18 protein-coding genes are annotated in these 18,473 nt (G+C 70.7%); 10 read left to right on the top strand and 8 right to left on the bottom strand.

Annotated features, from left to right (window positions below; genetic code table 11):
- Positions 1–19: 19 nt before the first annotated feature.
- Both QRN27_RS07290 and QRN27_RS07285 read right to left on the bottom strand, forming a co-directional pair.
- Positions 20–2,929, bottom strand: coding sequence for a hypothetical protein (locus QRN27_RS07290; RefSeq protein WP_285041374.1), 2,910 nt, complete (start codon positions 2,927–2,929; stop codon positions 20–22).
- A gap of 50 nt (positions 2,930–2,979) precedes the next feature.
- Positions 2,980–4,473 carry a purine-cytosine permease family protein gene (locus QRN27_RS07285; protein WP_285041373.1) on the bottom strand — a complete coding sequence of 498 codons (1,494 nt, stop codon included), beginning with the start codon at positions 4,471–4,473 and terminating at the stop codon, positions 2,980–2,982.
- Positions 4,474–4,658: 185 nt separating this feature from the next.
- Here QRN27_RS07285 and QRN27_RS07280 point away from each other — a divergent pair, with 185 nt between their 5' ends.
- The 3 genes from QRN27_RS07280 to hisD all read left to right on the top strand — a co-directional run bounded on the left by QRN27_RS07280 (position 4,659) and on the right by hisD (position 7,917).
- Positions 4,659–5,543 (top strand): nitrilase-related carbon-nitrogen hydrolase, encoded by an 885-nt coding sequence (locus QRN27_RS07280; protein ID WP_285041372.1) that lies wholly within the window; start codon positions 4,659–4,661, stop codon positions 5,541–5,543.
- 9 nt (positions 5,544–5,552) lie between these two features.
- Complete coding sequence (locus QRN27_RS07275; RefSeq protein WP_285041371.1) at positions 5,553–6,485, top strand: LysR family transcriptional regulator; 933 nt, start codon at positions 5,553–5,555, stop codon at positions 6,483–6,485.
- A gap of 115 nt (positions 6,486–6,600) precedes the next feature.
- Positions 6,601–7,917 (top strand): histidinol dehydrogenase, encoded by a 1,317-nt coding sequence (gene hisD, locus QRN27_RS07270; RefSeq protein ID WP_285041370.1) that lies wholly within the window; start codon positions 6,601–6,603, stop codon positions 7,915–7,917.
- Between the two features lie 24 nt (positions 7,918–7,941).
- Here the strand turns inward: hisD and QRN27_RS07265 are convergent, their stop codons facing one another.
- Complete coding sequence (locus QRN27_RS07265) at positions 7,942–8,601, bottom strand: HEAT repeat domain-containing protein (RefSeq protein WP_285041368.1); 660 nt, start codon at positions 8,599–8,601, stop codon at positions 7,942–7,944.
- Between the two features lie 107 nt (positions 8,602–8,708).
- Here QRN27_RS07265 and QRN27_RS07260 point away from each other — a divergent pair, with 107 nt between their 5' ends.
- Complete coding sequence (locus tag QRN27_RS07260) at positions 8,709–9,041, top strand: NIPSNAP family protein (protein ID WP_056009492.1); 333 nt, start codon at positions 8,709–8,711, stop codon at positions 9,039–9,041.
- Positions 9,042–9,060: 19 nt separating this feature from the next.
- On the opposite strand, the gene QRN27_RS07255 is transcribed toward QRN27_RS07260, so the two are convergent.
- Positions 9,061–10,143 (bottom strand): sensor histidine kinase, encoded by a 1,083-nt coding sequence (locus QRN27_RS07255; RefSeq protein WP_285041367.1) that lies wholly within the window; start codon positions 10,141–10,143, stop codon positions 9,061–9,063.
- Positions 10,140–10,796: a response regulator gene (locus tag QRN27_RS07250; protein ID WP_285041366.1), complete on the bottom strand. Its 657-nt coding sequence runs from the start codon at positions 10,794–10,796 to the stop codon at positions 10,140–10,142. Before QRN27_RS07250 ends, QRN27_RS07255 begins: the two co-directional genes overlap by 4 nt.
- Positions 10,797–11,020: 224 nt before the next feature.
- Here QRN27_RS07250 and QRN27_RS07245 point away from each other — a divergent pair, with 224 nt between their 5' ends.
- From QRN27_RS07245 to QRN27_RS07235, 3 genes are read left to right on the top strand one after another with little or no spacing between them, the layout of a single operon-like run.
- A complete protein-coding gene (locus QRN27_RS07245) occupies positions 11,021–11,170 on the top strand; it encodes a hypothetical protein (protein ID WP_285041365.1) in 150 nt (49 codons plus the stop codon).
- Positions 11,170–12,375 (top strand): dTDP-4-amino-4,6-dideoxygalactose transaminase, encoded by a 1,206-nt coding sequence (gene rffA / locus QRN27_RS07240; RefSeq protein WP_285041364.1) that lies wholly within the window; start codon positions 11,170–11,172, stop codon positions 12,373–12,375. The genes QRN27_RS07245 and rffA overlap by 1 nt, the downstream gene beginning before the upstream one ends.
- Positions 12,372–13,598 carry a rhamnosyltransferase WsaF family glycosyltransferase gene (locus QRN27_RS07235; protein WP_285041363.1) on the top strand — a complete coding sequence of 409 codons (1,227 nt, stop codon included), beginning with the start codon at positions 12,372–12,374 and terminating at the stop codon, positions 13,596–13,598. Before rffA ends, QRN27_RS07235 begins: the two co-directional genes overlap by 4 nt.
- A 14-nt stretch (positions 13,599–13,612) precedes the next feature.
- Here QRN27_RS07235 and QRN27_RS07230 read toward each other — a convergent pair whose 3' ends face one another.
- On the bottom strand, positions 13,613–14,152 hold the full coding sequence (locus QRN27_RS07230) for a hypothetical protein (protein WP_285041362.1): 540 nt from the start codon (positions 14,150–14,152) through the stop codon (positions 13,613–13,615).
- Positions 14,153–14,389: 237 nt separating this feature from the next.
- Between QRN27_RS07230 and QRN27_RS07225 the strand changes: the two genes are divergently transcribed.
- From QRN27_RS07225 to QRN27_RS07215, 3 genes are all read left to right on the top strand, one after another.
- Positions 14,390–16,711 carry a carbon starvation CstA family protein gene (locus QRN27_RS07225; protein ID WP_285041360.1) on the top strand — a complete coding sequence of 774 codons (2,322 nt, stop codon included), beginning with the start codon at positions 14,390–14,392 and terminating at the stop codon, positions 16,709–16,711.
- The gene (locus QRN27_RS07220; RefSeq protein ID WP_285041359.1) at positions 16,711–16,941 is read left to right on the top strand and encodes a YbdD/YjiX family protein; all 231 of its coding nucleotides are present in this window, start codon (positions 16,711–16,713) and stop codon (positions 16,939–16,941) included. The genes QRN27_RS07225 and QRN27_RS07220 overlap by 1 nt, the downstream gene beginning before the upstream one ends.
- A 64-nt stretch (positions 16,942–17,005) precedes the next feature.
- A complete protein-coding gene (locus QRN27_RS07215) occupies positions 17,006–17,614 on the top strand; it encodes a TetR/AcrR family transcriptional regulator (protein ID WP_285041358.1) in 609 nt (202 codons plus the stop codon).
- 19 nt (positions 17,615–17,633) lie between these two features.
- On the opposite strand, the gene QRN27_RS07210 is transcribed toward QRN27_RS07215, so the two are convergent.
- Together QRN27_RS07210 and QRN27_RS07205 are read right to left on the bottom strand one after the other, a co-directional pair.
- Positions 17,634–18,149, bottom strand: coding sequence for a hypothetical protein (locus QRN27_RS07210; RefSeq protein WP_285041357.1), 516 nt, complete (start codon positions 18,147–18,149; stop codon positions 17,634–17,636).
- A 10-nt stretch (positions 18,150–18,159) separates the two neighbouring features.
- Positions 18,160–18,456 carry a hypothetical protein gene (locus tag QRN27_RS07205; RefSeq protein WP_285041356.1) on the bottom strand — a complete coding sequence of 99 codons (297 nt, stop codon included), beginning with the start codon at positions 18,454–18,456 and terminating at the stop codon, positions 18,160–18,162.
- Positions 18,457–18,473: the final 17 nt, after the last annotated feature.

Genomic DNA, 18,473 nt, shown 5'->3' with positions numbered 1-18,473 from the left:
AGCCTGCGACGCTCGTCGGTCAGGCGCGCGACGGAGTCCGCATGGCGATGATGTACCAGCCGAGGATCGCGACGACGTCGGCGATGAGCGCACCGAGGAGGAGGTCGCCGAACGGGTCATCACCCGCGATACCGGTCAAGGTCCAGACCCCGAGCACACCTGCGGCGACGAAGGTCGAGGGGGTCAGCCAGCGCACGGCGTCGCGCAGGAGTCCCGGCTCCCGCACCCGACCACGGCCGCGCACGGTGCCGAGCGCGCCGATCACGCAGCCGAGGATCGAGACACCGGCGAAGAGGAGGGTGAGGAACCCCGGGGCCAGCGCCGCCGTCCTGGACCAGGCTGCAGCACCGGCGTCGGTCCCGGCGACGGCGCCGGCCGGGAGGTCGAGGGCTACACCGAGGTCGTCGTAGCGGGCGTCGAGCGGCCACCGTCCGTCGTCCGGCGCGAGGTCGAGTGTCACCGTCTCCTGCCCGGAACCGTCCTCGGCCGCCGATGGTCTCCAGGCCGCGGCCTCGTCCGGCGTCCAGCCGGCGCTGACGGCGTCGTCGAGGAACGCGTCGTCGGCGGTGAAGCTGAACCGGAACGGTTCCGGCGGGTCGTCCTCGTCGAACGAGGTACTGCTCGACCAGCCGTCGAGGAGGGCGACCCAGTGGATCCGGTCGACGTCGCGGCCATCGACGGTGGTGGCTGTCGCGGGCGTCGTGGCGGTCGTCTGGATCACGACGTCGTGCAGACCGGTGAGCACCTCACCGAAGGTCGTGCGGAGCAGCAGTCGACCGTCCTCCTGTTCCGTCGTGAAGGGAGCGTCCTCGCCGTCGATCGTCACGGTGTCCACAGCGAGACCCAGGTCTTGGCCGTCGACGGCGGCGGGCCACTCGCGCACCACCTGCCCGGGCACCGCGCCCTCATCGGAGAAGTCGACGCCGAGCCGTTCGGTCGTGCGCAGCCGGGCGCCGTCGCGATCGGTCCGCTCCAGGACCGCATCGAACTCGGCCGAGGCGACCCTCGTGAGGGTCGATCCGGCGATGTCACCGGTGTACGAACGGGGCGTCGCGCTCTCCGTCGAGGGAGCGGGGAGCACGTTGACCGCGACGATCGCGCCGGCCACGAGGAGCAGGGCGAGCACGCGGACGGCGATGCGTGGTGCGGTGAGGAAGCCGGTCCGCGATCCCTCGGCACGCGAGGCACGATCGGCCGTGGCGGCCGGCATGGTGATCTCCGGGGCGATGAGCGCGGCCACCCGTCGGCCGGTCGCGCGGGGCGGCGCGCCGAGCACGGCGTAGGGCAGGAGTCGGTCGCGGAGGCTGGCACGGTCGAGCAGCTGCGTCCGCTCCGCGAACACCCGGATGCCGAGCAGATGCTGCTTCACGAGCGCACCCTTGCGGGTCAACGGCCTGGCGGTCAGCGCGATCGTGAGGACGATGACGGCGAAGACGGTCGAGAGCGCGACGAAGGCGAGCGGCCACCACACCACCGCGAGGACGGTCTGGTGCGACAGCTGCCGGACGATGCCCCACTGGAGGAGCGTCAGGGCGATGGGAGCGGCGATGAACCAGTCGCGGACGAAGCCCTTCGGCACCCGGCGGAGGCCCTCCCGGACCTGCCCGGCGCGTTCCGGACCCGTGAGGTAGCGGCGCAGGGCGCGGGGGCGGTCGCCCAGACGGCCGGCCCGCTTGGCGGCACCAGCCGCGGCGATGAGGCGCGCCTGTCGCTTGGCCTGCTGCTTCGTTCCGCTGATCGCGGCGTCCTTGAGGCGTTCGGCGAGCTCCATCGTCGCGGGCGACCGGAGGAGGTGAGCGGCCAGACGCGGCGAGATGCCGGCAGGCGGTTCCGACTGGGCGACGTACCACGGGCGTCCGCGGGCGTCGCCCCACGCGACGGCCCGCGCGGCGAACGACAGGAGGAGCGTCGCGGCGAGGACGAGCATCGGGAGGACCGGACCGAAGGTCTGCAACCAGAAGATCCAGGACTGCGGGGGCATCGTGATCGATCCCGCCTCGAACGGCATGGTGAACCGCGCCTGCGAGTGCGGCGGGGCCGTGTCGTCGACCGTGAAGCCGTAGGTGACCTCGCCCGGTGCCGCGTCCGGCTCGGGGGTGAGCCACTGCCCGGCACCCACGAGGGTCCAGGCGAAGGAGCCGCGCGGTTGCCGGACGAGCCGGTCGTCGAGCTCCTGCGGGATGGTCACCCGCACGTCGAGTTTCGCGACGGCCTGCTGCAGGTCCGGTCCGAAGACGTCCCACCGGAGCAGGTCGACGGGCTGCCCGGTGGCGGTGTCCTGGGTGACGTAGGCGAGATCGGAGAGCCGGTACCGGATGACGAGGTCGTGATCTCCCGTGAGCCGCTCGCCGGGTTTCATGACGAGTCTCAGGAAGACCGCTGCCCGCTCCCGGGTCACGTCCTGCTCCACGCCGTCGAGCGTCACCGTGATGCCGGACGGGTCTAGGGCGTGCCCCTCGTACTCGGTGGCGAGCACCCGTTCGATGGTGGAGTCCTCGAGGTCCTTCGGGAAGAAGGCGTCGATGCGCTCCTCGACGTCGGTGACGAGCCGACCGTCCTCGTCGGTGGTGACCTGGTAGTCGGCGGAGAAGGAGCGGGCGATCCAACTGTCCGTGACGTCGGACGCCTCGGCGGTGAGGTCGTCGAGGGTCAGCGGTGGGTTGATGACCGGGCCGACGAGGAGCAGGATCCCGCCGATCGCGACGAGACCCCAGAGCTGCCACAGCACGCCCCGCAGTCGGGAGCCGCCGCGGGACTGCAGCCATCGCTCGACGCGCAGCAGCCAGGCGGACAGGACGGTCCACAGCGGCGTGTGCTTCGGGGCCGGGTCCGCGATGCGGGTGTCGGTGTCGTCAGGGGTGTCGATGCTGTCAGGGGTGTCGGTGCCGTCGGGTGCGTCGGGCTCGCCCGTTCCGTCCGATCCGATCACGTCGTCGAGTGTAATCGTGTGCCGCGGAGCGGGCGCGCACCCGCCTGCGGTCAGCGGCGCCGGGTGGTGAACGCGACGGCCTGGTGGCCGGTCTCGGTGACGTCGCGCTCGGCGGCCGCACGCTCGCTGCGGAGGTCGAGCGACCGGGAGAGGAGCACATACGAGACCGCGGACGCGGCGAGGCCGATGAACAGGGCGAGGTCGGCCCCGCCGAGCGCCTGCGCGATCGGACCGGTGAACCACACCGTCACGACGAACGGGATCATCGCGACGATCCCGATCGCGTAGGCGACGAGGCCCCGCCACCCCCAGGCGCCGTAGACACCGTTCGGGGTGAAGATGTCGCGGACCACGTAGTGGCCCTTCCGCACGAGGTAGTAGTCGACGAGGTTGATCGAGGTCCACGGCACGAGGACGTAGAGCAGGACGACGAGGAAGCTGCTGAAGTTCGCGAGGAACTCGCCGGTGCTCAGCAGGGACCCGATCACCGCGAGCGCGGCGATGGCGAGACAGGTGATGACCCGCAGGGCGCGCGTCGGCCGGACCGGTCGGATGGAGTCGATGATCGTGATCGTCTCGATCGACGCGGCGTAGATGTTGACCGTGATGACGCTGATCAGCCCGGGCAGTGCGGCGACGAGCAACCAGGTGCCCGAGCCGGGAAGGATCGCGTCGGCCGCATCGCGGACCCCTTCGAGCGGGTCGGCGCCCTGGAACGCGCTGGCGACGAAGGCACCGAGCCCCATCAGCCAGACGGCACCGACGAAGACGCCGCCGTAGGTGTAGGCGAGGGCGCGGCCGGGGTTGGTCTGCGGCGGGAGGTAGCGCGAGTAGTCGGAGACGTACGGGGCCCAGCCGAGTGCGTAGGCCGCTGCGCCGCCGAACTGCACGAGGAACGCGACCCAGTTGAATTCCGCGAAGGACAGCGCGTCGGCCGGGAGTGGCACGACGAAGGGGACGACGACGGTGAACAGCCCGAAGGTGACGAGGAAGAGCGCGGTGAGCCAGGACTGCGTGCGGTGGATCCAGGAGTAGCCGAAGATCGCGAGGAGGACGGCCACGCCACTGATGAGCACGTACCAGCCCGCACCGGCGTCGACGCCGGTCGTCATGGTGAGGACGTCCGCTCCGAGCATCTGGTTGAACATGTTGAAGCCGACGAGGCTGAACACGACGATCGCGCAGATGAGGACGACGCCGCGGTACCCGAACTGGGCGCGCGACTGGATCATCTGCGGGAGGCCGAGTTGGGGGCCCTGCGCCGAGTGGAAGGCCGTGAACACGGTCCCGACGGCCACGCCGAGGACGATCGCGAGGAGGGACGTCGCGAGGTTCGCTCCGAGCGCCGCACCGAGCATGCCGGTCGCCAGGGTCGTGACCTGCGCGTTCGACATGAACCAGAGCGAGAACAGGGAACGCGGGCGACCGTGGCGTTCGTCGAGCGGGACCCAGTCGATGGAGCGGGACTCGACGAGGGACGGCTGGGCGTCACCCGCTCCGGCGGCTGGGCCGGGCGTGGACGAGGATGCGGCGGGTGTCGCCATGGCTGGCCTCCGGGGCTCGGGCGGTCGAGGAGTGCGGCGGGCAGCGGGGTCTGCCTCGGGTCGGTGACTCGCTCGTGCCGACGACGGTATCCGCCGCCCACGGACGCGCACAATCGGCCATGCCCCGATCCCAGCCATCGGGGAACACGATGGTCCCGTCCGCCGCGGCTTCGTATGATCGCTGGATGACCAGCACCGACCCGACGGGCGCCATCGACCACACCGACCCCGACGCGCGGAGTGTCCGGGTCCGCGCCCAGGAGCTCGCCCCCGTCCTCGGTGACCTCGACGGCAACCTCCACACCATCGAGGCGGCCATCCGGGACGCCGTCGCGGACGGGGTGCAACTCCTCGTGCTGCCCGAACTCGCGACGAGCGGGTACTACCTGGACGGTCCGGAGGCGGCCCGAGCGGTCGCGCTCCCGAGCGACGCGCCCGTGTTCGCCGACTGGGCGTCGCTGCTCCCCGGAGACACCGTGGTGGTCGTCGGCTTCTGCGAACGGGACGGCGAGACGATCCACAACAGTGCCCTGGTCCTCGGCGCATCGGGCACCCTCGGGGTCTACCGGAAGGTGCACCTGTGGGACGAGGAGCAGACCGTCTTCGTGGCCGGCCGCGAGACCCAGCCGGTGGTCGAGACGCCCCTCGGCCGGCTCGGCGTCCTCGTCTGCTACGATCTCGAGTTCCCCGAGGTGCCACGCGGTCTGGCCCTCCGGGGAGCTGACCTCCTCGTCGTCCCGACGAACTGGCCTCTGGTCGATCGACCGGTCGGCGAACGCGCGCCCGAGGTCGTGCAGGCGATGGCCGCGGCGCGCGCGTCCGCGATCCCGATCGTCTGCTGCGACCGCTCCGGCACCGAGGCGGGCAAGCCGTGGACCGAGGGCACCACGATCATCCCGGCCGACGGTTGGCCCGTCGGTGCCAAGGACGCACGGGGACGGGTGGATGCGACCGTCCGGATCGACCGGGGCGCGACCCGGATCGGCCCGCGCAACGACGTGCTCGCGGACCGGCGGCCGGAGCTGTACGGGGCGGTCGCCGCCGAGGGCTCGTCCGACCGCCATCGCTAGGCTGACCGCATGACCCTCGCGCAACTCCGCGCCTTCCTCGCCGCTTACGAGAGCGGGTCGTTCACCGCCGCGGCCGCCGAACTCGACAGCAGCCAGGCCTCCGTGTCCGAACTCGTGAGCCGCCTCGAGCGCGAGATCGGCCTCCAGCTGTTCGCCCGCGGTGCGCGTCGGCTCGTCCCGACGGCGGCTGCCGAGGAGCTCCGCGAGCACGCCAGGCGCGCGGTCGCCGCCATCGACGGCGGACTCGACGCGCTGTCCGCGATCACCTCGCTCGACGGCGGCGTGTGCACCTTCGGTGTCCTCCGCAACGCCGCCTACTACGAGCTCTCCGACCTCGTGCAGCGCTTCCACCAGCGGTACCCCAATGTGCGCGTGCGACTCGTGGGGCTGAACTCCGCGCTCGTCGCGGACTCCGTCGCGAGCGGCGAGATCGAGGCCGGACTCGTGGTCCTCCCCGTGCCCGTCACGGGCCTCGCCATCCGGCCGCTCTTCCGCGACGAGGTCTTCTACGCCTCCACCACCCGGGATCCCGCCGCAGGCCCGGTCGGGATCGACGAGTTCGCGGACGCCAAGCTCGTGCTCTACGACGCCTACGCCGGGTGGCGGGACCCCACGCGGCTCCAACTGCTGGAGCGCGCTCGGCTGCAGGGCCGGTCGATCGAGCCCGCCGTCGAGGTCGAGCACGTGGAGACCGCCCTCAGCCTCGCGGCGACCGGCGCCGCGGACACCATCGTGTCCGGTACGGTCGCCCGCACCGGCGGGTTCCCGGAGCAGTTGACCCTCACGCCCTTCGCCGAACCGCTCTACGACACGATCGCCCTCGTGCAGCGCGAGGGCGCCTACCTGTCGCCGGCCACCGCACGGATCGCCGAACTCGCCGAGCACACCCTGCTCGCCGCGGCGGAGCCCGAGCAGGTGATCGCGACGACCCCGAGGCGCTGAGCGCTGGCCGCTGGCCCGCTGATCACCAGCCCGCATCGGCGTATCGGGTGACCCGATGGCTCGCGCAGGCACGTCCCCCGTTGTCGCCCGCGCACCGCGTTCGTACGCTCGCAGCATGCGTTTCAGTCCTCCCGTGCTCCAGTCCCTCGCCGGCTCCTTCCACCACCTCAAGACCCCACTCGTCGACGCTCCACCGGCGCAGCGCGACCCGGCCGTCATCGAGACCGTCTCCGCCATGCTGCTCGACATCGAACGTCGCGGCATGGACGCCGTCCTCGACGCCGCCAAGCGTCTCGACCGGTACGAGGGCGGCGACGTCGAGCTGACGCGCGAGCAGATCGCGACCAGCGGCGACCGCCTCCCCGCCGACCTCCGCGCCGCCATCGACCTCGGTGGCGAGCGCACCCGCGCCTTCGCCCAGGAGCAGCGCGCGCACCTGCAGGACTTCGAGACCGAGCTCGTCCCCGGACTCGTCACGGGCGTGAAGTACGTGCCCGTCTCCCGCGTCGGCGCCTACCTCCCGGCCGGCCGCTTCCCGCTCACCGCCAGCGCGTTCATGACGGTCGGCGTCGCCAAGCAGGCCGGTGTGCCGACGGTCATCGCCTGCACGCCGCCGCAGCCCGACGGCGGTGCGAACGACGCCGTCGTCTACGCCGCACACGTCTCCGGTGTCGACCGCGTCTTCGTCCTCGGCGGGGTGCAGGCGCTCGCCGCGATGGCCTACGGGCTGCTCGGCGAGCTGCCGATCGACATGCTCGTCGGCGCGGGCAACGCCTTCGTCGCCGAGGCGAAGCGGCAGCTGTTCGGCACGGTCGCGATCGATCTCCTCGCCGGTCCGTCTGAGGTCGCCGTCCTCGCGGACGAGACCGCGGATCCGATCCTCGTGGCCGCCGACCTCCTCGGGCAGGCCGAGCACGGGCCGAACTCGCCGGCCGCGCTCGTCACGACGTCGGAGGAGCTCGGCCGCGCGGTCGTGGCCGAGGTCGAACGGCAGCTGCCGACGCTCTCGACCGAGTCGATCTGCGGGCCGGCGTGGCGCGACTACGGCTCCGTGACGGTGGCCGACGACCGTGAGACCGCCGCTGCACTCATGGACGACCTCGCGCCCGAGCACCTCGAGGTCATCGCGGCCGACGACGCCTGGTACCACGACCGGTTGCTCAACTACGGCTCGATCTTCCTCGGCGCGTGGAGCACCGTCGCGTATTCGGACAAGGGCATGGCGGGGACGAACCACGTGCTCCCGACGGCGGGCGGTGCCAAGCACAGTGCCGGGCTGTCGGTGTCGCGCTTCCTGAAGCCGCTCACCTACCAGCGGATCGCGGAGGCGGCGACGCCCGAGCTGGCCGATGCCGTGCAGGTCATCTCCGACTCGGAGGGCATGGCCGCGCACAGTGCGACGGCGACCCTGCGCACCGCCCGGCTGCGCTGAGGGCGACGCGGCGCATCCGCGCCGTCAGCGTCCCTGGCGGAAGGCGTGCTGCGCTTCCTGGACCGCTTCGTCGAAGTCGAGCTCCGGGTCGCGCAGCATCCTGGCGGTCGCGCGGGCGTGCACCCGTGCCTCGCGCTCGGACTGCTCGGCGTCCGCCACCTGTTCGACGGCGTCCACCGCGAGCTCGCCGATGGAGAGGAACGCACGGGTCAGGCTGAGCCGCACGTCGCGGTCGCCGCGCCCGAACTGGCGTGCGAGCAACTCGGCGAGTGCCGGCGCCTCGCGTTCGGGCACGACGCCTGCGGCGGTGCGCCATGCGGCTCGGGCGACCTGATCCTCGTCGTCCTCCAGGAGTGCGAGGGTGATCGCTGACCAGGTGCGCGGGTCGCCCGTCTTCGACAGGGTGTGGAGCGCTTGGCTACGCGCCTGCGGGAACACCGACCCGAGTTCCTCGATGAGGCGCGGCACGGTCACCTCTGGGTCGTGGCGCACGAGGGCCCAGGTGAGCATGTCGCGCACGAAGAAGTCGGGTTCGACGGCGCACCGGTCGACGAGCACCTCGATGTAGGCGGGCTTCGGCGTGGTGCCGGCTGCGAGCGCGGCCTGGAGTCGGTCCGAGGAGGCCGGCACACGCAGGGCGTGGGCGAGCCCGTTCGCGGCCGCGTCGTCGTACTCGGAACTCATCTCGATCACCTTCCGTGGCGTGCTGGGGACCGTTCCAGCGTAGGTGTCGGGTGGTCCCGGAAGCCCCGTATGACGACGGTCGTCGGGGAACCGCCAGACTGGGACGCATGATCACCATCCACCTGCGCTACCGGATCGACCCCGAGCAGCTCGACACCTTCACCGAATACGGGCGGCGCTGGATCCGTCTCGTCAACCGGCTCGGTGGTGATCACCACGGCTACTTCCTCCCCGCGGAGGGTGACAACGACGAGGCGTTCGCGCTGTTCACCTTCCCGTCGCTCGCCGCGTACGAGCAGTACCGCATCGCCGCCGAGACGGACCCGGAGTGCATCGAGGCCTACGAGCTGGTGCGCGGTACCGGCTGCATCCTGCGGTTCGAGCGACGCTTCCAGCGGCCGCTGTTCGGCGACGAGCGCGACGAGGAGTCGCAGGCCTGACCCGCTAGTACCTGACCCGCTAGTACGGAGCGCGGAACGTCAGCGTGAAGGAGGTGGGCGCGTCCTCGGTGAGGAGCGTCCCGTTGAGGAGTTCCGCCCGCTCGGTGAGGCCGACGAGCCCGTGGCCCGCCGACGACCACGTGGTGCTCGCAGACCGCGCCGGACGGGCGTTCCGGATCACCACGGTGACCTCGTCGGGTGAGGCACTGGCCCGGAGCTCGACGGGCGCTCCCGGGGCATGCTTGCGGGCGTTCGTGAGGCCCTCCTGCACCGTCCGGTAGATCGCCCGCTGCAGCGGCGCCGGAAGCCCGTCCGGCAGCTCGATGCCGGAGGTGACGTCGATGCCGCTGTCGGCGATCAGCCGGCTGAGGTCCTCGACCGTCGGTTGCGGCGCCAACGGTGCATGCCCCGTCTCCGCGCGGAGCAGGGTGACCATGTCGCGGAGCTCGTCGAGGGTGCGCGAGGCGAGCGAACGGATCGTGACCGCCATCCGCTTCGTCCCCGGCTCCTCGGTCTGTACCTGGATCGCCCCAGCTTGGACGGCGATGAGGCTGACCTGGTGGGAGACCACGTCGTGCATCTCCCTCGCGATGCGCGTGCGCTCCTCGACGAGGACGTCGGAGGCGATGCGCGCGCGCTCGGTCCGGCGGACCTGCTCGAGATCGCGGATCCGGTCGAACAGCTCCCGTCTGGTGCGCACGAGCAGGCCCAAAGCGATCGGCGCCGCCGCGTACAGGCCGGCGTAGACGATGGACAGGATCGTGTAGTTGGCCGAGTTCCAACCCCACCACGGCACGGCCGCGAGGACGAAGACGACGATGCCCGTCGCGACGAGCCGCCAGCGTCGGCGCTCCCGGACCGCGACGGAGAACAGCGAGGCGAGGCCCGCGAGGGTCGCGAGGTTGAGGGTGAACGCCGGCACGGCGAAGAGGAGCGCGATCCACGGCCACCGTCGCCGGAAGATCAGTCCGACCGCCGCTGCGATCGCCAGCCCCGACTCCCAGGGCGACGCCCATTCGAGCGTCGCGAGGCTCTCGACCACGGCCGCCGCGATGACGGCGAGTTCGATGAGGACCGACCAGAGCCGGGATCGGCGGGTCATGCGTGATCCGTCTCGTCGACACGGACACCGGCGCGCTCCGCGATAATCGCCGCCTCGAGCCGGGTGGTGACGTCGAGCTTGGCGAGGATCGCGCTCACGTGGTCCTTCACCGTCGCCCGGCTGAGATGCAGCGCCTCGCCGATCTCCGTGTTCGACGCGCCCGTCCGCAGCGCCGCCAACACGTCCTGCTCGCGGCCGGTCAAGCCCGACAGTCGCCGGGCCGCCTCGCGGTCGGCGCTCCTGGCGAAACCGCCGACGAGCGTCCGGGACACCTGCGGCGAGAGCACGATGCCGCCTGCCGACAGCGAACGGAGCAGCATGGGGAGCTGCTCGGGGTCGGTGTCCTTCACGAGGAACCCTGCGGCGCCACTGCGGAGGGCGCGCGCGATGTAGTCGTCGGAGTCGAAGGTGGTCAGGATCGCGACGACGGGCGGGTCGTCCCAGGTCTGGAGTTCGTCGAGGATGTCGAGCCCGTTGCGGCCGGGCATGCGGACGTCGAGGAGGACGACGTCGGGACCACTCGCGCGGATGGCTTCGATCGCCTCCACCCCGTCCACGGAGGCGACGACCTCGATGTCCTCGACGGCGCCGAGGATGAGCTCGAACCCGGATCGCACCAACGCCTCGTCGTCGACGACGGCCACTCTGATCACGGGGTCTCCTCAGCTCGACTCTCACCCTACGAGCCCAGGGGATGGAGCGGTGACGGTCCGGCTTCGGAACCCGCCAGGTGGCGGGGGTGGAGTAGCCCGCAGCAGGATGTGGGTCGATCGTCGGGCGACCGATACTGGAACACCCGGGCGGGCTCCAACATGCCCGGTGGGTCGGTGCGAACCGCCCGATCGACATCCGGGGGGATCAGCATGAGGAACGACACGTGAGCGTAAGACGACGGGACGATGAGCGTCGCGCCACCGTCGAGGACTCACCGACGGTCGGCATCGGGATCATCGCCACCATCGTCATCGTCGCGGTCGTGATCGTCGCGGCGGTCTTCATCGTCGCGCTGCTGCTGGGTGGCCGATGATGGCCGAGGTCGGGATCTCGCCGCGGATCCCGCTGTCGAAGCCCTACCGTGCCCCCGGTGAACTCGCACAGCTCGAGCAGGTGCTCGCGTCCGACCACGTCCACGGCGACGGCAGGTTCACGGCGTCGGCCTCCGACCGACTCCGGCAGATCACGGGCGCCCAGCACGTCCTCCTCACCACGTCGGGCACCCACGCGCTCGAGATGATGACCCGGCTGATCGGCGTCGGACCCGGCGACGAGGTCATCCTCCCGAGCTTCACGTTCCCCTCCGCGGCGAACGCGGTCGTCCTCGCCGGGGCGACCCCGGTCTTCGTCGACAGCGACCCGGCGACGGGCAACCTGGACCCGCAGCACGTCGCCGACGCCATCGGTCCACGCACCCGGGCGATCTCGGTCATGCACTACGGCGGAGTCCCCGTCGACGTGCCCGCCTTCCTCGGCCTCGCCGCCGAGCACGGGCTGCACCTGCTCGAGGACAACGCGCACGGCCTCGGCGTCATCGGCGCAGGCGTCCGGCTCGGCACGGTCGGGACGATGGCCGCACAGAGCTTCCACGACACGAAGAACGTGCACTGCGGCGAGGGCGGTGCCTTGCTCATCAACGACGAGTCCGTGCTGCTCCGCGCCGAGATCATGCGCGAGAAGGGGACCGACCGCGCACAGTTCCTCCGAGGTCAGGTCGACAAGTACAGCTGGGCCGACCTCGGCTCCAGCTACCTGCCGAGCGAACTGAACGCCGCGGTGCTCGACACCCAGCTCCGCGACTTCGACGTCATCCAGGCGCACCGGCACCGGATCTGGGACCGGTACGCGGCAGAACTCGCCGAGTGGGCACACGACCGCGGTGCGACGCTCATGGACCCGCCCGGCGGCGTGCATGCCGCACACCTCTTCTTCCTCCTGCTCCCGGACGCCGAGGTGCAGCAGGAGTTCCTCCGCCACCTGCAGGCACACGGCATCGGTGCCGCCTTCCACTACGTACCGCTCCACTCGAGTGCGGCCGGTCGGCGATACGGTCGGGTGGTGTCGGAACCGCAGCACGCGGTCCGGTTCGCCGAACGCCTCGTCCGGCTGCCGCTGTGGCCGGCGATGACCGACACCGAGGTGGACCGGGTCGTCGCCGCGGTCCGTGCGTTCGGGGCGAGACCCGACCTCACGACGGCGACGACGGCATCGACGGGACAGGATTCCATATGGGCATGATCGAGCAGGGGCTCCGCGCCATGCGTGGCGAGGGGGTCCGGTCGACGCTCTGGCGTGCCGCGCACTTCGCCGACGGACGGTTCAACCCGATGCGACGGAAGCCGACCGACCTGTACCCGAGCGACGCGATCGCCGCCGACTGGACGGTGCCGCGGCACTTCAACGTCGCCGAGTTCCCGAGGCGCCCCTACGACGTGGCATGGCTGATCTCGCCGCCGAGCCGCACCTCCGGCGGGCACCAGAACGCATTCCGCTTCATGGAGTTCCTCGAACGAGCCGGCCACCGCCTCACGATCTACCTGTACCAGGCATCCACGCAGCCCGCCGTCGACATCGCCGGGATCCGCGCGATGATGGCGGCGAGCAGCGCCTACCCGGAGCTGCAGGCAGACATCGTCCGGTACGACCCGGTCACCGGCATCGCGCCAGGGGCCGACGTCATCGTGTCCTCCGACTGGCAGACGGCGTACCCCGCGTTCCGCTACCAGGGGCCGGCGAAGCGGTTCTCGTTCGTGCAGGACTTCGAGCCGTGGTTCTACCCGGCCAGCAGCGAGTACGTCCTCGCCGAGAACACCTACCGCTTCGGGTTCCACGGGTTCTCGGCCGGTCCGTGGTTGGCCCGGAAGGTCGCCGACGAGTACGGCATGAGCTGCGACCACTTCGACTACTCCGTCGACAAGCAGCACTACTCGCACGTGAACGACGCACCCCGCACCGAGATCCTCTTCTACGCCCGTCCGCCGACGCCTCGGCGCGGCTGGGAGATCGGCGAGCTCGCGTTGACCGAGTTCCACCGGCTGCGCCCGGACATCACGATCAACCTCGTCGGCTGGGACATGTCGGGCTACGAGACCGGCTTCCCGTTCGTGAACCGTTCGGCCATGGACATCTCCGAGCTGAACGCCGTCTACAACCGCTGCGCCGCAGGGCTCGTGCTGTCGCTCACCGACATGTCGCTGCTCCCGCTGGAGATCATGTCCTCCGGGGTGGTGCCCGTCGTCAACGACAGCCCGAACACGACCGGGGTGCTCGACAGTCAGCACATCGAGTACGTGCCCCTGTCGCCCGCCGCGATCGCCAGGCGGCTCGTCGACATCGTCGAGCGTCCCGACGCGATCGAGCACGCCAAGCGGATCTCGGCGTCGATCACAGCCGCCGACTGGTCCGACCCCGGCGCGCAGTTCGTCGAGCAGTTCGAGCGGGCGATGCGCTCGTCCATCTGACGCTCGGCGCGGCGTCAGCCCACCCGTGCCTGCCGACGGCGGGCGTCGAGGTCGGGGAGCATCTCGGCCACCGGCGGGATGACCCGCCGCTCGACCTCGACCTCGGCCTCCGGCGGGGTGGCGATCGACCGCAGCGCGTGTTCGACCGCCTCACGGATGCTCAGACCACTCGCGGTGATGGCGTGCAGCTGCGCCAACGCCTCGGGGTCGACGATGACGACGGAGACGGGCGTCTCCTGCTCGGGTGCGTCGACGACGGAGCCGGCCCGCGCCCGTCGGGTGGCGAGTCCGTGCGCGATCCATGCACGGTTGCGCTCCACGTCGACCTTCAACAGGCGGGAGTTCCGCCGCACCCGCTCGGCGATGAGCTTGCCCTCGTGGATGTCCGAGTACACCTGCCAGCGCGGATACAGCAGCCGGGTCGCGAGGTCCGACGGCCGGGTCGGGACCGGGAGGTCGTCGATGAAGTCCTGCAGCACGGCATCGGAGAGCGCCGAACGCAACCCACGTCGCTGCACACTGTCGTCGGACGGAGCGGGGAACGTCAGGGTCATGGGGATCCGGTGGTCATGGGGCGGGCGGTCGATCGGAACAGCAAAGACTGGAACAGTCTTGCGCCGAACCCTGGGCGCAAGACGTCCGACGGCTGGAAACCACCCCGGAACCAACCCTGCAAGTGCTTGATCGCGCGAGTCCCGTTCCAGCCCGGTGTGGCCGGAACCCACGAGCGCCCACCGCCGGGTCGCTGTTACCCTCGACGCACGAACACCACCGTTGAGGGAGGAATCGTCATGGGCAACGACGCCGGACGACAGGACCGAGCACGTGCAGGATCGAACCGGGGCGGAGCACTGCAGCCCGCTGCCGGTGGGGAGGCCGAGCCCGTCGTGGTGCAGGATCCGGAGCTCCCACCCACCGCGATCGACGAAGCCGAGCACGCCCCGCGATGGACCCCGGCCAAGGTGGTCCTCTGGGTCGCCATCGCCCTCCTCGGCGGGTTCGCGTGGACGATGCTGGCACTCGTCCGCGGCGAGACGGTCAACGCCATCTGGTTCGTGTTCGCTGCCGTCTGCACCTACCTCATCGCCTACCGCTTCTACTCGAAGCTCATCGAACGGAAACTCCTCCGCCCGGACGACCGGCGGGCGACCCCGGCCGAGTACCTCGCCAACGGCAAGGACTTCGTCCCCACCGACCGCCGCGTCCTCTACGGACACCACTTCGCCGCGATCGCGGGAGCCGGCCCCCTCGTCGGCCCCGTGCTCGCCGCGCAGATGGGTTACCTGCCCGGCACGATCTGGATCATCATCGGCGTGATCCTCGCCGGAGCCGTGCAGGACTACCTCGTCCTCTTCTTCTCGATGCGCCGCGGCGGCCGCTCCCTCGGCCAGATGGCGCGTGACGAGCTCGGCGTGATCGGTGGGACGGCCGCGATCATCGCGACGCTCGCGATCATGGTCATCATCGTCGCGATCCTCGCCCTCGTCGTCGTGAACGCCCTCGGCGAGAGCCCCTGGGGTGTGTTCAGCGTGTCGATGACGATCCCGATCGCCCTGTTCATGGGGGTGTACCTGCGGTTCATCCGGCCGGGCAAGATCACCGAGATCTCCATCATCGGCTTCGTCCTCCTCATGTTCGCGATCGTCGCGGGCGGCTGGGTCGCGGAGACCGAGTGGGGCGCCGCGGCGTTCACCCTCGACCGCACGGTCATCGCCGTCGGCATCATCGTCTACGGCTTCGTCGCCGCGATCCTGCCCGTGTGGCTGCTGCTCGCCCCGCGCGACTACCTCTCCACGTTCATGAAGATCGGCACGATCGTGATGCTCGCCGGGGCGATCGTCCTCGTGCGTCCGGAGATCACGGTGCCCGCGTTCAGCGAGTTCGCCGGTGGCGACGCCGGCCCGGTGGTCAGCGGCTCGCTCTTCCCGTTCCTCTTCGTCACGATCGCGTGCGGCGCCCTCTCCGGCTTCCACGCGCTCATCGCCTCCGGCACCACCCCGAAACTCGTCGAGAAGGAACGCCAGACCCGCTTCATCGGCTACGGCGGCATGCTCATGGAGTCGTTCGTCGCGATCATGGCCCTCGTCGCGGCCCTGTCCATCGACCGCGGCATCTACTTCGCGATGAACTCCTCCGCCGCGGCGACCGGTGGCACCGTCGAGGGCGCCGTCGCCTTCGTGAACTCGCTCGGGCTCGCCGGGGTGAACCTCACACCCGACGTGCTCACGCAGACCGCAGCGAACGTGGGGGAGGAGTCGATCGTGTCCCGCACCGGCGGTGCACCGACGCTCGCCCTCGGCCTCGCGCACATCATGCAGCAGCTCATCGGCGGCACCGCGCTCATGTCGTTCTGGTACCACTTCGCGATCATGTTCGAGGCCCTGTTCATCCTCACCGCCGTCGACGCCGGCACCCGCGTGGCCCGCTTCATGTTGCAGGACACCTTCGGCAACATCATCCCGAAGTTCCGCGACCCCGACTGGCGACTCGGCGCCTGGATCTGCACGGCCGTGATGGTCGCGGCATGGGGAGCGATCCTCATCATGGGCGTGACCGACCCGCTCGGCGGCATCAACACCCTGTTCCCGTTGTTCGGCATCGCGAACCAGCTGCTCGCGGCGATCGCGCTCGCGGTCTGCATGGCGATCGTCGCGAAACGCGGGAACTTCCGGTGGCTGTGGATCGTCGCCGTGCCATTGGCCTTCACCGCGGTCGTCACGATCACCGCGTCGATGTTCAAGATCTTCTCGCCCGTCCCCGCCGTCGGCTACTGGGCGCAGAACGCGGCGTTCCGCGAGGCGCTCGCGGCCGGTGAGGACAGCTTCGGGAACGCGCCGACGCGAGCGGCCATGGAGGCCGTCGTGCGGAACACGACCGTGCAGGGCGTGCTGTCGATCCTGTTCGTGACCCTCGCGATCATCGTGATCTTCTTCGCGATCCTCCACACCGTGCGGTCGTTCCGCTCGGGCGGTGGGCCGAGTTCGGAGGATCCGGCGCTCCCATCGCGTCGCTTCGCACCGGCGGGGATCGTCGCGACGAAGGCGGAGAAAGCCCTCGAGCGCGAGTGGTCGACGGTGGACGCCGACAAGCGGCCAGCCCGGTCGGGGCACTGATGTCCGGCACAGGGTCGGCGACCGGACCGGGAGCCGTGGGGCTCGCGGTCCGGCGGGGCTGGGCGTCGGTGCGGTGGTTCGTCACCTCGCTGATGGGCGACACCGCCTACGCGACCTATGTCGAGCATCATCGGCGCGTGCACCCGGACACCCCGATCCCCGACGAGCGCACCTTCTGGCGGGAGCGCTTCGCGGAGCAGGACCGAACGCCCGGTTCGCGGTGCTGCTGAACTCCAGCACCGCCTGGGAGAATGGGGCCGGACCTCCACCACGCCCCATGCCGAAGGAACCCCCATGAGCATCGACGACCGCACGATCGGCCGACGCGAACGCAACAAGCTCGACAAGCTCGCGCGCATCACGGCGGCGGCGGGCGAGCTGTTCGCCGAGCGCGGCGTCGACGATGTGACGACGCAGGAGATCGCCGACCGCGCGGACATCGGCACCGGGACGCTCTTCCTCTACGCGAAGACCAAGGGCGAACTGCTGCTGCTGGTGCAGAACTCGACCTACGCCGACGCGCTCGCCGAGGGACGAGAGGCCGCAGCAGCTGCCGGCACGATGACGGACGGGGTCCTCGCCGTGATCCGGCCCGTCGTCGAGTGCAACCGCAAGCAGATCGACAACGGCCGCACTTACCTCCGGGAGATCGTGTTCGGCGACCCCGAGGAACCGCACCACCGCGTGGCGCTCGACCTCACCCAGCAGACCGAGGCGCTCATCGCCGAGGTCCTCGTGGACCGCGGCGGGTTCGCCACCGAGGTCGCGAGTACGCTCGCCCACGTCGTCTCCGCGATCATGTTCGTGAGCATGGCGGCGACGGTGAACGCGGCGCGGACGGTCGACGAGATCGTGGAGGAGATCGCCGCGCAAGTGCGTGTGATCCTGCCGGATCCGGTGTGATCCAGCTTGATCCGGCGGCCTAGGAGCGCCCCCGCCGTTTCCAAGCCGTGAGCCGTTCGAACCGCTTGCCGTCGATCGGGACCGACCGGTCGATCATCGAGACGGACGCGTTGCGGGTCCCGCCCACCAGCTGGGCGGCCCGCTCGGCGGCGGCCGCGACCCGTTGTGCGACGAGGCCGACCGTCCCGCCGTCGCCACGGAACCCCCACACCGTCGTCGTGTGGAGGACGGAACCGTGCTCCGTCGCCCGGACGGCGACGGGCGCGGCGCAGCGTGCATAGGGCCGACGCACCCCGACGAGCGACAGGAGCGGGACGAGTTCCAGGGCGTAGGAGCTCAGGGTCGATGCGCGGTCGTCGCCGATGACGGCGTACCGGATGCTCCAGGCGTCAGCCGCGAACGACTCGGGCGACACGGTGAAGCCGTCCGCCTGCAGCGCCGACAGCATGGCCGCCAGGGTGTCGGCCGGCGGGAGCGGCGAGACGATCTCCTGGAACCGCACCATCGACCCGATGGCGAACGCGTGGCCACTCATGCCGTCGTTCTCACTGGTCGACGGCGTGGACGAAGAGCACGACCTGCTCCTCGGGGACGAGCGCTTCGATGGCCTTGCGTGCGCTCGGGTAGTCACGACCCTCGGCCTCGATCGTCCGTGTCGCGACGGGCCGGTAGACGGCGGTGCCGACGAGGTCGCCGTTCACGCGTCCGCCGCCATGCAGCGCGGCGAGTGTGTGCCCGGGCGGGGTGGCGGCGAGGACGGCGGCGCGCAGACCCGCGACATCGGGTGCGGCGGCTTCCGTGGTGATGGTCGCGCGGTCGCGGAGGGTGGCGATGAGCTTCACCCCTCAAGCCTACGGAA

It is taken from the genome of Plantibacter sp. LMC-P-059a (assembly GCF_030209505.1).
Lineage (GTDB): Bacteria > Actinomycetota > Actinomycetes > Actinomycetales > Microbacteriaceae > Plantibacter.
The sequence above is the reverse complement of the archived record's forward strand: the minus strand, read 5'-3'. Positions and strand labels throughout refer to the sequence as shown.

Coding starts and splice junctions, on each gene's coding strand:
- QRN27_RS07210 (WP_285041357.1), bottom strand. CDS start 18,149: ATGAGTGGCCACGCGTTCGCCATCGGGTCGATGGTGCGGTTCCAGGAG.
- QRN27_RS07255 (WP_285041367.1), bottom strand. CDS start 10,143: ATGACCCGCCGATCCCGGCTCTGGTCGGTCCTCATCGAACTCGCCGTC.
- QRN27_RS07235 (WP_285041363.1), top strand. CDS start 12,372: ATGATCGAGCAGGGGCTCCGCGCCATGCGTGGCGAGGGGGTCCGGTCG.
- QRN27_RS07225 (WP_285041360.1), top strand. CDS start 14,390: ATGGGCAACGACGCCGGACGACAGGACCGAGCACGTGCAGGATCGAAC.
- QRN27_RS07220 (WP_285041359.1), top strand. CDS start 16,711: ATGTCCGGCACAGGGTCGGCGACCGGACCGGGAGCCGTGGGGCTCGCG.
- hisD (WP_285041370.1), top strand. CDS start 6,601: ATGCGTTTCAGTCCTCCCGTGCTCCAGTCCCTCGCCGGCTCCTTCCAC.
- QRN27_RS07275 (WP_285041371.1), top strand. CDS start 5,553: ATGACCCTCGCGCAACTCCGCGCCTTCCTCGCCGCTTACGAGAGCGGG.
- rffA (WP_285041364.1), top strand. CDS start 11,170: ATGGCCGAGGTCGGGATCTCGCCGCGGATCCCGCTGTCGAAGCCCTAC.
- QRN27_RS07265 (WP_285041368.1), bottom strand. CDS start 8,601: ATGAGTTCCGAGTACGACGACGCGGCCGCGAACGGGCTCGCCCACGCC.
- QRN27_RS07230 (WP_285041362.1), bottom strand. CDS start 14,152: ATGACCCTGACGTTCCCCGCTCCGTCCGACGACAGTGTGCAGCGACGT.
- QRN27_RS07280 (WP_285041372.1), top strand. CDS start 4,659: ATGACCAGCACCGACCCGACGGGCGCCATCGACCACACCGACCCCGAC.
- QRN27_RS07260 (WP_056009492.1), top strand. CDS start 8,709: ATGATCACCATCCACCTGCGCTACCGGATCGACCCCGAGCAGCTCGAC.
- QRN27_RS07285 (WP_285041373.1), bottom strand. CDS start 4,473: ATGGCGACACCCGCCGCATCCTCGTCCACGCCCGGCCCAGCCGCCGGA.
- QRN27_RS07215 (WP_285041358.1), top strand. CDS start 17,006: ATGAGCATCGACGACCGCACGATCGGCCGACGCGAACGCAACAAGCTC.